This is a genomic window from Neisseria weixii, from assembly GCF_042658245.1.
GTDB lineage: Bacteria > Pseudomonadota > Gammaproteobacteria > Burkholderiales > Neisseriaceae > Neisseria > Neisseria weixii.
This window is the reverse complement of the sequence record NZ_JBHSPY010000005.1, coordinates 78,669-93,943: the sequence shown is the minus strand read 5'-3', so window position 1 is coordinate 93,943 and position 15,275 is coordinate 78,669. Positions and strand designations below refer to the sequence as shown.

At 46.6% G+C, this 15,275-nt stretch carries 14 protein-coding genes; 6 read left to right on the top strand and 8 right to left on the bottom strand.

The window, feature by feature from the left end:
* The first annotated feature begins 79 nt into the window (after positions 1-79).
* Positions 80-2,560, top strand: a complete 2,481-nt coding sequence (locus ACFPVS_RS04795; protein WP_123803932.1) for a glycogen/starch/alpha-glucan phosphorylase — start codon at positions 80-82, stop codon at positions 2,558-2,560.
* A 65-nt stretch (positions 2,561-2,625) separates the two neighbouring features.
* Here the strand turns inward: ACFPVS_RS04795 and clpP are convergent, their stop codons facing one another.
* The 8 genes from clpP to ACFPVS_RS04755 all read right to left on the bottom strand — a co-directional run bounded on the left by clpP (position 2,626) and on the right by ACFPVS_RS04755 (position 11,678).
* A complete protein-coding gene (gene clpP, locus ACFPVS_RS04790) occupies positions 2,626-3,255 on the bottom strand; it encodes an ATP-dependent Clp endopeptidase proteolytic subunit ClpP (protein ID WP_096294931.1) in 630 nt (209 codons plus the stop codon).
* Positions 3,256-3,438: 183 nt separating this feature from the next.
* Positions 3,439-4,749 (bottom strand): trigger factor, encoded by a 1,311-nt coding sequence (gene tig, locus ACFPVS_RS04785; protein ID WP_096294932.1) that lies wholly within the window; start codon positions 4,747-4,749, stop codon positions 3,439-3,441.
* 661 nt (positions 4,750-5,410) lie between these two features.
* Positions 5,411-7,735 (bottom strand): DNA translocase FtsK, encoded by a 2,325-nt coding sequence (locus ACFPVS_RS04780; protein ID WP_378595455.1) that lies wholly within the window; start codon positions 7,733-7,735, stop codon positions 5,411-5,413.
* Positions 7,736-7,997: 262 nt separating this feature from the next.
* A complete protein-coding gene (locus ACFPVS_RS04775) occupies positions 7,998-8,168 on the bottom strand; it encodes a hypothetical protein (RefSeq protein WP_332457933.1) in 171 nt (56 codons plus the stop codon).
* Positions 8,126-9,358, bottom strand: coding sequence for a sodium-dependent transporter (locus ACFPVS_RS04770; protein ID WP_332457934.1), 1,233 nt, complete (start codon positions 9,356-9,358; stop codon positions 8,126-8,128). The genes ACFPVS_RS04775 and ACFPVS_RS04770 overlap by 43 nt, the downstream gene beginning before the upstream one ends.
* A gap of 277 nt (positions 9,359-9,635) precedes the next feature.
* Positions 9,636-9,833 carry a CsbD family protein gene (locus ACFPVS_RS04765; protein ID WP_096294934.1) on the bottom strand — a complete coding sequence of 66 codons (198 nt, stop codon included), beginning with the start codon at positions 9,831-9,833 and terminating at the stop codon, positions 9,636-9,638.
* Positions 9,834-10,373: 540 nt separating this feature from the next.
* Positions 10,374-11,063 carry a 16S rRNA pseudouridine(516) synthase gene (locus tag ACFPVS_RS04760; protein ID WP_096294935.1) on the bottom strand — a complete coding sequence of 230 codons (690 nt, stop codon included), beginning with the start codon at positions 11,061-11,063 and terminating at the stop codon, positions 10,374-10,376.
* Between the two features lie 138 nt (positions 11,064-11,201).
* Positions 11,202-11,678, bottom strand: a complete 477-nt coding sequence (locus ACFPVS_RS04755) for a hypothetical protein (protein WP_096294936.1) — start codon at positions 11,676-11,678, stop codon at positions 11,202-11,204.
* Between the two features lie 360 nt (positions 11,679-12,038).
* Here ACFPVS_RS04755 and dnaQ point away from each other — a divergent pair, with 360 nt between their 5' ends.
* From dnaQ to rpiA, 5 genes are all read left to right on the top strand, one after another.
* Positions 12,039-12,764, top strand: coding sequence for a DNA polymerase III subunit epsilon (gene dnaQ, locus ACFPVS_RS04750; protein ID WP_096294937.1), 726 nt, complete (start codon positions 12,039-12,041; stop codon positions 12,762-12,764).
* Positions 12,761-13,447, top strand: coding sequence for a 2-C-methyl-D-erythritol 4-phosphate cytidylyltransferase (gene ispD, locus ACFPVS_RS04745; RefSeq protein WP_096294938.1), 687 nt, complete (start codon positions 12,761-12,763; stop codon positions 13,445-13,447). The genes dnaQ and ispD overlap by 4 nt, the downstream gene beginning before the upstream one ends.
* 63 nt (positions 13,448-13,510) lie before the next feature.
* The gene (locus tag ACFPVS_RS04740) at positions 13,511-13,891 is read left to right on the top strand and encodes a hypothetical protein (RefSeq protein WP_096294939.1); all 381 of its coding nucleotides are present in this window, start codon (positions 13,511-13,513) and stop codon (positions 13,889-13,891) included.
* 84 nt (positions 13,892-13,975) lie between these two features.
* Entirely contained in the window at positions 13,976-14,464 is a 489-nt protein-coding gene (ispF, locus tag ACFPVS_RS04735) for a 2-C-methyl-D-erythritol 2,4-cyclodiphosphate synthase (RefSeq protein WP_096294940.1), read from the top strand.
* Between the two features lie 77 nt (positions 14,465-14,541).
* The gene (gene rpiA / locus ACFPVS_RS04730; RefSeq protein WP_096294941.1) at positions 14,542-15,213 is read left to right on the top strand and encodes a ribose-5-phosphate isomerase RpiA; all 672 of its coding nucleotides are present in this window, start codon (positions 14,542-14,544) and stop codon (positions 15,211-15,213) included.
* The last annotated feature ends 62 nt before the right edge of the window (positions 15,214-15,275 follow it).

Below are 15,275 nucleotides of genomic sequence, written 5' to 3'. Positions count from 1 at the left end.
TTTTTTGTCGTCTGAAACGTTTTAGACGGCCTGATTTCATTTACCGTGTTTTGAAACACACGAAAAAAGAAAGGCTGCCATGGCTCCGAAACTTCCTATCTCAGGCTACGATTATGTTATGCCGAAACCGGATGCAGAAACCATCCGAAAATCCATTGTTTACAAACTGATTTTTATTTTGGGTGTCGATCCGAAAGATGCCGACGAGCATCAATGGCTGAATGCCGCCATGTTGGCTGCGCGTGACTTGATTGCCGAGGATTTCCTCAAAACCCGTCGCGCCCATATCGAAAACAGCAAGCGCATGGTTTACTACCTTTCTATGGAATTCTTGTTAGGCCGATCATTTGTCAATGCCTTGATTAACGAAGGTGTGTACGCAGAATTCGAAGAAGCATTCAAACAATTGGACAAAGAATTTTCCGACGTGTGCGAGCAAGAACAAGATCCGGGCTTGGGTAACGGCGGTTTGGGCCGATTGGCTGCGTGTTTCTTGGATTCGTTGGCTACCTTGCGCATTCCGGCCATGGGTTACGGCATCCGCTATCAATACGGTATGTTCAAGCAGGAAATCGTTGACGGCCAACAGGTTGAGAAACCGGATTTGTGGCTGGATCAGGATTTGGCATGGCAGTTTGCCCGTCCGAACAAACAATATGCGGTCAGCTTTGGCGGCCAAGTGTTGAATATGGGGGACAAAAAGGAATGGCATCCGAGCGAAGAAATTTCGGCTTGGGCTTATGACGAAATTATTCCGGGTTATGGTGGCGACGTGGCCAATCCATTGCGTTTGTGGGCTGCACATGCCGGTAATCTGTTTGATTTGGCCGACTTTAACCGCGGCGACTATGCATCTGCCGTGCGCGCGCAAAACAGTGATGAAAACATTTCCCGCGTTTTGTATCCGAACGATTCGACCGAAAGCGGCCGCGAATTGCGTTTGAAACAAGAATATTTCTTGGTTTCCGCTTCCGTGCAAGACATCATTGCACGCCATAAATGCCGTTTAGCAAATATCCGTAACTTGGCCGACGAAGTAGCAATTCACTTGAACGATACCCATCCGGTGTTGGCGATTCCTGAATTGATGCGCATTTTGATTGATGAAGAAGGCTTGTCTTGGACTGAAGCATGGAATATTTCCTGCAAAGTGTTCTCTTACACCAACCACACCTTGATGAGCGAAGCTTTGGAAACTTGGTCGGTAGATTTGATGGGTCGTCTGCTGCCGCGCCACTTGGACATCATCTTTGAAATCAATGCCTACTTCCTGAATGCCTTGCGCGCGATTGGTAATTTTGATGATGAATTTGTACGTCGCGTGTCGATTATTGACGAAACCCACGGCCGCCGCGTGCGCATGGGCTGGTTGGCAGTGATTGGTTCGCACAAAGTCAACGGCGTGGCCAAAATCCACTCTGATTTGATGGTCAACACCATTTTTGCCGACTTCGCCAAAATCTTCCCGGAACGCTTCACCAATGTTACCAACGGTGTGACTCCGCGCCGCTGGATTAATATTGCCAATCCGGCATTGACTGCATTCTTGGACAAACATTTGGGCGAACAAGATTGGCGTTTGCATTTGGATAATTTGGTGAAATTGAACGACAAAGCCGATGATGCACAAGTTCAAGCCGAATTTGCCGAAGTAAAAAAAGCTGCAAAAGTACGCTTGGCCGACTACATCGAAAAAGAGCTGGACATCAAAGTCAATCCTGAAGCTTTGTTCGACATTCAAATCAAACGAATCCACGAGTACAAACGCCAAGCGTTGAATGTGATGCACATTGTCGACCGCTACAACAAAATCTTGGAAAATCCGGATGCCGATTGGCAGCCGCGTGTGTTTATCTTTGCCGGTAAAGCCGCCTCGGCTTATTACATGGCGAAGAAAATCATCCGCTTGATTAACGATGTGGCCAAATTCATCAACAACGACAGCCGCATCCGCGATTTGATTAAAGTGGTGTACATCCCGAACTACAGCGTGAGCTTGGCACAAATCATCATTCCTGCTGCCGACTTACACGAACAGATTTCATTGGCTGGAACTGAAGCCTCAGGAACCAGTAACATGAAATTTGCTCTGAACGGTGCGATTTGTATGGGTACTTTGGACGGCGCGAACGTAGAAATTCTGGATAAAGTCGGTGCAGAACACTGCTACATATTCGGTAATACGGTTGAACAAGTGGAAGAAATTCGCCGCAATGGTTACGATCCATTGAGTTACATCGAACAAGACCATGACTTGCGCCGTGTGGTGAATCAAATCAGCCATGGCACGTTCTCACCGGAAGAGCCGACCCGCTATAACGATGTTTTACAGCCTTATGGCGACCATTACCAATTGATGGCTGATTTCCGCAGCTACATTGATACGCAAGCCAAAGCAGATATGCATTTCAAAGACAAAGCCGCTTGGAACCGTTCTGCTTTGATTAACATTGCCAACATGGGCTTCTTCTCATCAGACCGTTCGATTGCCGATTATTGTCGCGATATTTGGTATATCAAACCGTTGACTGAAAAAGAGTTGCCACGTCGTCCTGAATAAGATGCGATGCAATAGGCCGTCTGAAAGAAAAACTTTCAGACGGCCTATTTTAATGTATAACGACTTTAATTGATTTCTGCCAACAATGCTTTGCGGCTTTCCAATACCTGATCGATTAAGCCGTATTCTTTGGCTTCATCGGCAGACATGTAATTGTCGCGGTCGGTATCGCGTTGCAAATCAGCCAAATCGCGATCGCAATGTTTGGCCAGCAGCCGGTTGAGTTTTTCTTTAATCTTAATCAGCTCTTTAGCATGAATTTCAATGTCAGATGCTTGGCCGGATAAGCCACCGTGAATCAACGGTTGGTGAATCATTATGCGGCTGTTCGGCAAGGCAAAGCGCTTGCCTTTTTCACCGGCGGAAAGCAAAAATGCACCCATGCTGGCAGCTTGGCCCAAGCACAGGGTTGATACGTTAGGCTTAATGAAATTCATGGTGTCATAAATCGACATACCCGCGGTTACCGAGCCTCCCGGAGAATTGATATAGAAATAAATATCCTTATCTGGATTTTCGCTTTCTAAAAACAGCAATTGCGCCACCACCAAATTGGCCGATTCGTCGGTTACGGGGCCGACCAAAAACACAATACGTTCTTTCAGCAGGCGGGAATAAATATCGAAAGCACGTTCGCCACGGCCGCTTTGTTCGATAACGGTGGGAACGAGATAGTTTTGAATGTCTGGAGTCATGCGGGCTTTTCCTGTAAGGTAAGTGATATGGAAATCAGTAAAATATCTTTTCTGCAAATGGTGCCAAATGGCCGACATTTCAATTTAATAAACTTGAATATTAATGTACTGGATAAATAAAAGCACCAAAGCGCGCTTTGCGCCGCTTCAGTGCTTTGATGATGTTATGTTTCAAACGGCAGATTAGGCTTGTGCGTCCATTACTTCGTCAAATGACAAGGTTTTTTCAGTAACTTTGGCTTTGCCCAATACGAAGTCAACCACGTTGCTTTCAACAGCCAAAGAAGTCGGGCCTTGCAAACGGCTTTCGTCGCCGTAGTACCAATCGATTACTTCTTGCGGATCTTCGTAGCTTTCGGCGAAGTTCGCCACAACAGCTTTGATTTGCTCTTCAGTTGGTTCCAGTTTGTTTTCTTCAACCACTTTAGCCAAGATTAAGCCCAAAGATACGCGGCGCTCGGCTTGCTCTTTGAACATGTCGATTGGCAAGTCCAAGTTAGCAGCATCAGCCATGCCTTGGTTTACGAAGTTTTGTTTCATTTCGTTGGCCAAGCGGGTGGCTTCCTCATTAACCAAAGCGTTAGGTACTTGTAATTCAGCGGCTTTCAACAAAGCTTCCATCACTGAATCTTTAGTTTGGTCTTGAACGCGGCGTTCTACTTCGCGGCTAACGTTTTTCTTTACTTCTTCACGCATTTTGGCAACATCGCCGTCTTCAATGCCCAAAGCTTTAGCGAACTCAGCGTCGACTTCCGGCAAAGTCGGCTCAGAAACGTTGTTCAAAGTAATGGTGAACACGGCAGTTTTACCGGCCACTTCTTGACCGTGGTATTCTTCAGGGAAGTTGACTTCAACGTCTTTGCTTTCGCCGGCTTTCATGCCCACAATGCCTGCTTCGAATTCAGGCAGCATTTGACCCGCGCCCAATACGAATGCGTAGTTTTTAGAAGAACCGCCTTCAAACAATTCACCGTCGATTTTGCCTTCAAAATCGATGATGACACGGTCGTCATTTTTTGCTTCCCGCTCAATGTGGTTGTAGCAGGTGCGTTGTTTACGCAGGATTTCAACAGTTTTTTCAACTTCCTCGTCACCAACGGCAGCGGTTACTTTTTCAACTTCTTGTGCCGATAAATCGCCAATCACGACTTCAGGGAATACTTCGAAAACGGCGGCGATTTTGAAAGCTGCTTTATCATCTTGTTCTTCAACACCCTCGAAACGCGGGAAGCCGGCCACTTTCAGGTTTTCACTTACGGCGATGTCGTAGAACGCACGTTGAACCAATTCGTTCATTACATCGTTTTGCGTGCTTGCGCCATACATTTGCGCAACCATTTTCAATGGGGCTTTGCCCGGACGGAAGCCGTCAATTTTTACGCGGCGTTGGGTTTGTTTCAAACGTTTGTCGGTTTCTGCGTTGATTTCAGCCCAAGGCAGAGACACAATTACTTTGCGTTCCAAGTTTTCTAAAGTTTCTACAGTTACGCTCATCGTAAGCCCTTAAATATCTTGTTGATTGATGGATGGAAACCTGTTTGCGTGATTTGCCTTCGAATTCGGCAAAGCGACAATCGGCAGCCTCAGGCGGCCATTGGGTGCAAAAGGGATAAAATTCAGCCAACTAGTATATCACAATGTTTGAATAATAGGCGATAAGGCCGTCTGAAAATTAGCCGGTTCAGGCGGCCTGTGGTGTTGTTTGGAATATCAGCGTTGCTACTACTTAGTATAGATGGTTCCGGTAATAGCGTTTCCTAACATATAGGCGACAGTGGGCAAGTACAGAATAATCATTATGTAATTGGCAGTGACGGCAGGCAGGTGATGGCTAAGCATGAAAACACAGGTAGAGACCTTTGCAAAATCTCATGAACCACTAATAAAATTCAAAGCAGCCGTCATTCCCACGCAGGCAGGAATATATTTTTGAACATGGCAAACTATTGAATAAAATAAGTTTCTGAAATTTTAAGATGGATTCCCGCCTGCGCGGGAATGACGTCGGTTCTTTGTGTAGTGGCTTTTCAGGGAGTTTTGCAAAGGTCTCAGGTAGATTAAAAGAGGTATCATTGTTTTGACCAAAAAACGAGATAGAAGACAGCAAAGGCCGTATGAAAATTCATTTTCATACGGCCTTTGACAATACTTTGAATCAAAGCTGGTCTTTTTGCGCCAAAATGCGACGGCTGCCGCTGATGTCGGCAGGCGTTACCACGCCTGCGTTTTCCAAGGCTTCCATTAAATTGGCTGCGCGGTTGTAACCGACGCGTAATTGGCGTTGCAAAGCAGAAATTGAAGTTTTCTTGCTGTCTAACACAAAAGCAACGGCTTGGTCGAACAATTCGTCGCTGTCGGCATTGGGGTTGACGATATTGGTCGTTTCCAAAGCTGCTTCGCCACTGAGCAAGCCTTCAATGTAGTGGGTTGGGGCTTGTTCTTTAACATGAGCCACGACTTTATGCACTTCGTCATCGGAGACAAACGCACCTTGCACGCGTGTCGGTTCGGCACTGCCCGGTTGCAGGAATAATGAGTCGCCGTATTTCAGCAATTCGTCCGCACCCATCTGATCGAGAATGGTGCGGCTGTCGATTTTGCTTTGCACGGTAAAGGCCATGCGTGTCGGGATATTGGCTTTAATCAAGCCGGTTACCACATCGACGCTTGGGCGTTGGGTGGCAACAATCATGTGAATGCCCGCGGCACGCGCTTTTTGCGCCAAACGGGCGATTTGCTGTTCGACGGCTTTGCGTTCGGTCATCATCAAATCGGCCAATTCGTCAATCACCAACACAATCAGCGGCAGTGTTTCCAGTGGCTCGGGGTCATCAGGATTGAGACTGAACGGATTCAGCAACGGCTTGCCTGCTGCTTTGGCCTCTTTTACTTTTTTATTAAAGCCGTCTAAATTGCGCACGCCGGCATGTGAAAGCAGGCGATAGCGTTTTTCCATTTCGGCCACACACCAATTCAGTGCCTGACCAGCTTCGCGCATATCGGTGACAACTGGGCAGAGCAGGTGCGGAATGCCGTCATAAATACTTAATTCCAGCATTTTCGGGTCGATCATGATGAAGCGGACTTCATCCGGCGTGGCTTTATAAAGTATGGACATAATCATGCCGTTGACGCCGACCGACTTGCCCGAACCGGTCATGCCTGCTACCAATAAATGTGGCATTTTGGCGAGGTCGCCGACTACAGGATTGCCGGAAATGTCTTTACCCAAAGCAACAGTCAGCTTCGATTGGGCTTCGTTAAACACTTCCGAAGATAAAATCTCGCTCAACATCACGTCTTGGCGGTGTTCATTCGGCAACTCAATGCCCATGGTGTTTTTACCGGCAATAGTTTCCACCACGCGCACAGCCTGCATCGACATCGAGCGCGCCAAATCTTTGGCTAAGGCCACAATCTGGCTGCCTTTCACGCCTTGTGCCGGTTCAATTTCGAAACGGGTAATCACAGGGCCTGCGGTAGCCGACACCACTTGCACGCCAATGCCGAATTCAGCCAGCTTGGATTCGATACGCTCGGCAGTTTGCTGCAGCATATCGGGGTTGACTGCTGCCGGTTCACCTTTCGGCATACGCAGCAAATTCATGCCGGGTTTGTGGTATTCGCCCACAGTTTGTGACTCTTCATGCTCGTCAAACAAAGAAGTTTGGATCTTGGGCGGCGGCACTACTGATACAGTCACGGCTTTGCGGTTGCTGCTGCTGCCTTCGATTTTCTGCATAGGCTCGGCAATGATGGTTTTGGCTTCTTTCAGCAGGCGGCGAGCCGGTTTGGTGTCTCGTAAATCGGTGGTATCGTCGGCTTTTTGCTGTTTTTTATCGGCAATTTTCTGTTTCAGATTTTGTAGGTTTTTCTCAGCGTTGCGGCCGGTTTTGGCCAATACTTCCAACCACGAAACTTGTGCCAGCAACGAAATCGCCAGCAGCAACACAACAAACATAATCAATAAGCTGCCGGATTTGCCCAACAACCAACTCAATCCCGAACCGGCAAATGCACCGATTAAACCGCCGGCGCCCACGGGCAGTGAGTCGTTCAATACGGCATCGAATGCGAAGTGTTCCAAAATCGGGCTGCATACCAGCAGCAAAAACAGGGCCAAAGCTGCTACGCCGTGATTGTAGGGTTTATGGTTTTCTTGTTTTTGCAGCGGACGGAAGTTTTTATAAAGGAACATGCCTGAGGCAATAATCCACCACCAAAACGACAGGCCGAACAGGTAATAGCCGATGTCCGACACATAGGCGCCGAACAAGCCGCCGAAGTTTTGCACTTTGCCGCTGTTGGCCACGCTGCGCGACCATGCGGGATCACTCATGTCGAAGCTCAGTAAAGAAATCGCCAGATAAATGGTCACTACCAAGCCCAAAAGCCACATGGTGTCATTGATGAGATTGACCACATGTTCGGGACGGGCTTTTTTTTCTTCGTCTTTTTGTAAGGCTTTGGCTGCTTTCAGGCTTTCCGACAACTTATTAGGCTGGGTAGCAGGCTGCGGTTTGGCCGAGCGGCGCACGGCGGGCTTGGCGGCTTCAGTTTTGGCTTTGACTTTGGGTTTCGGGGTTGTTTTGGTAGATTTGGTAGCCATAGAATTCTGTTGCAGAGACCGTCTGGAACGGTAGCTAAAAGTAATGTGCGTAATGTCGAATTATACAATAAACCGCTGCCGTGATATACACAAAGGCCGTCTGAAATATTTCAGACGGCCTTCAGTCGTTGTTTTAAATCAGGTTGCTGATAAAAATCAGTAGAATTACCAGTGGCACTAAATATTTGACATAGTTGAACCAAATATTGACTGCGGTATCGTTGCCTTGATGGCGCAATTCTTCTTCCGCTTCCTCCTTCATCACAAAGCCGACAAACAGCGCCGAGCCCAAAGCCGTGAGCATAAACAGAATATTGCCGCTGATAAAGTCGAAAGCATCAAAAATATTGCGACCGAAAATCGAGATGTCCCGCCAAGATCCATAAGCCAAAATTGACGGAATATTGCCCAATAAATACCGCCTAAGACAATAGTAATTGCCGCGGCACGTCGGATTTTGGTTTTTTCCTGCAGAGCAGTAATCAACACTTCGTAAATGGTTAAAGAAGTGGTAAGCGCGGCAATCAGCAGCAGAGAGAAGAAAATCACTGCAAAAACAGGGTCTGCCCACATATTGGAAAACACAATAGGCAGGCTTTGGAATACCAGGATCGGGCCGGAATCGGGTGCCACACCGAAGCTGAAGAGCGAAGGGAAAATCATAAAGCCCGCCAATACCGCAATTAAAGTATTGGTGACGGCAGTAATCACGGCCGTCTGAACCAGATTTTCGTTTTTATCCAAATAGCTTGATAAGGTAATCATCACGCCGAAGCCCAAGCTCAAGGCGAAGAATACTTGCCCCAGAACATAGACAAACAATTGTGCGGTGATTTTGCTGAAATCAGGTTTCAGATAAAAAGTGATGCCTTTCATCGCGCCGGGTAGGGTAACGTTGCGCACCACCATGGTAATCAGGAACAAAAACAGCAGCGGCATTAAGTATTTAGCCGCTTTTTCAATACCGCCAATCACGCCTTTAACCAAAATGAAATAGTTAGCCAGCACAAACAGCAGGGTATAAAACGCGATGACCCAGGGGCTGTTTTCAATGTGTTCGGTAAAAAATGCTTTGGTTGCCTCGCCGTGAATCGGTTGCGAAACATCCAAGCCGCCGCCGATTAAATTGACGATATAGCTGATGACCCAGCCGCCAAGCAGCATATAATAAGCCATGATGCCGAATGCCCCGAGTAAGCTCATCCAACCGGCCAGCTTCCAGAATTTGGGTACGGGTTTGCCGTTGAGTTGGCCGCCAAAGGCATCGAGTGCATTGACCCCTTTGCGCCGACCGATGACATTTTCCACCAAAATCATCGGAATGCCGATTAAAATCATGGCAATGCAAAATAAAAACACATACGCGCCGCCGCCGTTTTCACCGACCAAATAGGGAAAACGCCAAGTAGCGCCGAAGCCGACCGTAGCACCGGCAACAGTCAGAATATAGGTTAATCGGTTTGACCAAGTTTGACGGGGTTGAGAAGAATTCATATTAATATATTTATGAAAAACAAAACTAAAGGGCGATATTATACGCCTGATAAGGTATACAATTTAGCTGAATATTAAAAAGGCTGATAGTGAATAGTGCTGAAAAATACAATTTTTATAGTGAAAGGCAGGAATAAGTGAGGCCGTCTGAAAATAAAATAGGTGAAAAAACTGGTTTGAATAGGAATCTGGTTGTTAAGAAAATGAGTAAATGACGAAAACGAAAAAACCTGCCATAGGCAGGTTTTTTTTAATGTTCATTTAAAAAGTTATCGGATTAGCGGTCATTAACCCAATCGTCCAATTCTTTTTCCACTTGTTCTTTGGTGTAGCCGTAACGCTCTTGAATGCGGCCTGCCAACTGATCGCGTTGGCCTTCTACGACTGCCCAATCATCATCGGTCAGCTGACCCCATTTCACTTTGGCCTTACCTTTTAATTGTTCCCACTTACCTTCTACTTGATCCCAGTTCATACTAGTTCCTTTCGTTACGTTTTAAGGGGGTACACGTTTTGTGTCGCGTGTGAAACCATCGTAACTAAATCAACTTGGCTGTGCAAGTGGAAAAATCAACGTCTTTACAATTGAATATTTTATCTCCTTGTTTTCTAGAAAAATATCCAAAATGAATTAAATAGTATTTACTTAAACAATTAAATTTTAAAGAAAACAGACAAAATCATGATTGGGCGATGATTCAGGCGCGAGACTACAGCCTATTCTTTTTATAGAAAATATTAATCATAAATAGATTTTTGATTGATAATAAATTGAAGATAAAAAAACCATCTATACTAAGGGGAAAAGTATAGATGGCCAAACACATTACGGGGAAAACGTCTTACTCACTTACTTACTTCTCTCGAAGCAAGTGTTACTCAGACAGGCGAATTATATAATAGTTCATAGATATTTGTGTTAAATTTTGTTAATGTTGAAAATAGTTAAATAATCATTTGATTTTATTGCGTTTAAAAATTCAAAATGTGTAATAATTTTTTTGCAGGCCGCAATTCAATAATGGATTTGGATAAATTTCCACTCTCCGGCGGCTAAGTTTTGCGTGTCCCAGTCGCCGAATTTATCTCGATGCAGCTGTTCGACCCGGTTGCCGGCAGCGGCCACCATGCGTTTGACCTGGTGGTATTTGCCTTCGTTAATCGCCATGATAAGTGTATTGGCGTCTTCCAAATAAGCTTCGGCGGCGTGAACCGTTTCGTTATCGTCATGCAGTAGGACACCGTTTTTCAGGGTTTCACACAGGCTGTCACCGGCGGCGTGTTTGAGTGTGACGCGATAAACTTTCGCTACCTTATGTTTAGGCGATGTTACACGATGGTTGAACTGACCGTCGTTGGTAATCAGCAAAACGCCCGTGGTATCGGCATCCAAACGTCCAACTGCCTGCATATCGATATTGCGCATGTGGTCGGGAAACAGGCTGAACACGCTCGGGTATTGTTGAGGTTTATGCGAAGTTTCGTAATCGGCGGGTTTGTTGAGCAGAATATAGAAGTAGGGCATGGGTACAACCATCACATTATCACCGTCAATGCTGAGTGTTTTGACATCGACAGGCTCGATGATGCTTTTGGCGTTGTTCCAAATGTCGCCGTTGATGACGACGCAATCATTGTCGATCAGCCATTGACATTGTTTACGGCTGCCTAAGCCTTGCGATTGGAGATATTTGAGAAGTTGCATAAATAGTGTGCGGGATAAAGATTCAGACGGCCTATTGTACTGTAATTCAGACCATCTGAAAGAATGCGGACAACAAAAAAATCGCCCCTTTAAAATAATTAAGGGGCGCAAAAGGAACACAAACCACTACCAAAACTGTTACAAGGCAAATTCTCCTAATTTATGTGTTGCCGGATAAAGTGCTTTCATCAAATCATGCGGTGAGAGCGACAAATCTTTGCTGCCTGTGGTCAGGCGGCCTTGTTGCGGGGTAAGCTCCAATAGGCAGCTTGGGGCTGCGTGGCTGTGCTTACCTTTGTTGCGTTCCAAGCGGCGCTGTAGGGCGCTGCTGACACGCTGGTATAAATTGTCTTTCTGCTTTATTTCACGGGCGCGGGCAACCCAGCTTAAGCGCGCTTGTGAAGCTTTGTCTTCAATCAGAAGGATTCCGGTATCAGACGGGCTTTCAGACGGCATACACGGTAATCCGACATAATATCTGCCATCTAAAGTTACATATACGGCCTCGTGTATTTCACAATCGCCGCAGCCTTGTGTGGCCAGAAGTGAGCGGATGGTGTGTTGGTGCAGTCTCAGAATGTTGAGAGAGACTTGCTTAAAAATACTTTCCGGCATGTGCTTCTCCTTTCTTTCTGTGCGTTGCGTTGAGTGTCGTTGGATTGGATTATACGGACTTTTTTCTAATTTGCAAATGATAATTGTTATTATTAATGTAAAAATACATAAGATTGTGATTTTTATTGGAATTAATTTTAAAAAAATTTCAAAATGTGAGTAGTTTAGTCAGGAAATATCAAAATCAGCTTTCACGGCACTCTTATAGATGAGATGCCGTTTAATAATATAGATGCCGTCTGAAATAAATTTTCAGACGGCCTGAGTGTTTTGATGAATTAAAATCTGACTAAACTTTTGCAAACTATACTTTCATGCATTGATTTAGTATGATTCGGGCAACGATAAAAGGACAGACACATGAGCAAACGCCAGATTATATTTGATACAGAAACCACCGGTTTTCTCGACGACCCGACCAACCGTATGATTGAGTTTGCCGGTGTTGAGATGATTAACCGCCAATTGACCGGCAATTACCTGCATCTTTATATCCACCCCGAACGCGATATTCCCGAAGATGCGGTTAAGGTGCATGGTTTGACATTAGAAGTGTTGGAAGAAAAAAACGCACCGGTTTTTGCGGCTGTCGGAAATAAGATTGCCGATTTTATCCGCGATGCGGAAATCATTGCCCACAATGCGCCGTTTGACGAAGGCTTCTTAAACCGTGAATTTGCCCAAATGGGTTTGCCGAACGTGCGCGAACTGGGTTGCCAAGTTACCGACACGCTGGCGATGGCGCGCGAAATGTTCCCGGGACAGAAAAACAGTTTGGACGTATTGTGCAACCGGTTTTCCGTCGACCGCAGCAAGCGCGTGCTGCATGGTGCGCTGATTGACTGCGAGTTATTGGCTGATGTCTATTTGGCCATGACCCGCCAGCAATTTGATTTGATGGGCGGTGCCGGCGAAGAAAGCTGCGATGGACAAACGCCGGTTAATCCGGTGCAAACCACACGTAACGGCCGTCTGAAAGTGGTGCGTGCTGATGAAACCGAATTGGCGGAGCATGAACAATATTTAGATGGCTTGGGCGATGAATGCATTTGGCGCAAATCAGCGACGGCGGAGCAGCAGGCATGAAACGCAATATCGCTTTGATTCCGACGGCCGGTGTCGGCGCGCGTTTTGGCGCGGGCAAGCCGAAGCAGTATGTCGAAATCAACGGGAAAACCGTGTTGCAGCACACCGTCGGCATTTTCGAACGGCATCAGAAGATTGATTTTATCGCGGTCATCGTATCGCCCGAAGACAATATTTTTCAGACGGCCTCCGATAAAGTCGGCGTATTTAAGGTAGGCGGTGAGACGCGCGCCGAGACCGTGCGCAACGGTGTGAATATCCTGTTGCAGCAAGGCATCGCAGCGGAGACCGACAATATTCTGGTACACGACGCGGCGCGCTGCTGCCTGCCTTCTGAAGCCTTGAGCCGCTTGATTGAGGCGGCGGCCAATGCCGAGCAAGGCGGGATTTTGGCGGTGCCGGTGGCAGATACCTTAAAACGGGCCGGTGAAGGCAGCCGGGTGATAGAAACTGTTTCCCGCGCCGGATTATGGCAGGCGCAAACGCCGCAGCTTTTTCAGGCGGCCTTATTGCAGCGGGCATTGTCTGTTGCGGATTTGGAGCGTGTAACCGATGAGGCTTCCGCCGTCGAAATGTTGGGCGTGAAACCGTTGCTGGTATCGGGCGATACGCGCAATTTGAAACTGACTTTGCCACAGGATGAGTTTATCGTGCGGTTGTTGTTATGTGAAGAAGTGCAGTAATAATAAGAAAGTTTTAAAAAAAGATAATAAAACATATTAAGGTGTGAAAATTAAGGTGTGAAAATGTATACGCTTAAAAAAGACTTTGAATTTTTAAAAGAGGTATTGACTGAATTTTGTGAACGGCAGGAGTTTATTGATAGGTTAAATACTATTGAAAAAACAGAAATCACGGGTTGGGAAATTTGGTTGCAGGTGGAATTTGCCTTATTTTTGCAGGAGCATAAAAGAGTAGCTGAATGGAAAAGGGAAATTCGTCACTCTTTAGATATGCGAAAGTCTGATTATTGGAATAATGCTTCGATTGATTTTTATATTCGTCAGAAACAAGCGCGCAGTTTTATTCCTCTTGAAATTAAGCAGAATCGTAATGCGAGCAGCTGTATTAAGAGTATGTCAGACGATATTAAGAAATTTAGAAATATCAAGAACTCTACATGCTGACGTTATTTTAATTATTAGTTTGAAGCCGTCTGAAAACTTTAAGACGGCCTTTGAAAATCGAAACTATATAATAGGAAAGCAAACATGAATATCCGTATCGGACAAGGTTATGACGTTCACCAATTGGTCGAAGGGCGCGATTTGATTCTCGGCGGTGTGAAGATTCCGTTTGAAAAAGGCCTGCTCGGCCATTCCGATGCCGATGCGCTGCTGCACGCGATTACCGACGCAATATTGGGGGCGGCGGCTTTGGGCGACATCGGCAAGCTGTTTCCCGATACGGCGGCGGAAAACAAGGATGCCGACAGTCGCGTTTTGCTGCGCGAGGCTTATCGGGCGGTGCGGGCGGAAGGCTGGCGGGTGGTGAATGTGGACAGCACCATTATTGCCCAGCAGCCGAAACTGCGCCCCCACATCGACGACATGTGCGCCAACATCGCCGAAGATTTGGGCATTGATATTTCGTGCGTCAACGTGAAAGGCAAAACCAACGAAAAGCTCGGCTATCTCGGCCGCGTGGAAGGGATTGAAGCGCAGGCCGCGGTATTGCTGGCGCGTGCGGAGAGCGAATAATCCTGCGATGACGGCAGGCCGTCTGAAATGTTAGAATCAGACTATCCATTCCAGCCTTATATAAAGGAGAAGCAGTTATGGCGACACAAGACGAATTGAAGCGTGTTGCGGCGGAAAAAGCCGTTGAATTTGTGCCGGAAAACGAATACATCGGCATCGGCACCGGTTCGACCGTCAATTTCTTTATCGAAGCCTTGGGCAAAAGCGGTAAAAAAATCAAAGGCGCGGTATCGACTTCAAAGAAATCCAGCGAATTGTTGGCGCAATACGGCATTCCGGAATTGTCGCTCAACGATGTACACCATTTGGCGGTGTATATTGATGGTGCCGACGAAGTGAACCACATGTTGCAAATGATTAAAGGCGGCGGTGCGGCACATTTGGATGAAAAAATCGTCGCCAGCGCGGCCGATAAGTTTATCTGTATCGCCGATGAGAGCAAATACGTTTCGCGCTTGGGTAAATTCCCGCTGCCGGTGGAAGTGATTCCGAATGCCCGCTCACTGGTATCGCGCAAACTGTTGGCCATGGGCGGTCAGCCTGAACTGCGCCTCGGTGTGACCACCTTCCACGGCAACCAAATCGTTGACGTGCATGGTTTGAATATCGACCGTCCGGTAACGCGTGAAGACGAAATCAACCAAATCGTCGGCGTGGTGGAAAACGGTATTTTCGGGCGCAATGCCGCTGATGTGCTGATATTGGGTACGGCAGAAGGTACCAAAGTGATTTATCCGGGCCGGGATTAAATACTCATCTTACAGGCCGTCTGAAAAAGTACAAACATTTTTTCAGACGGCCTTTACAATAA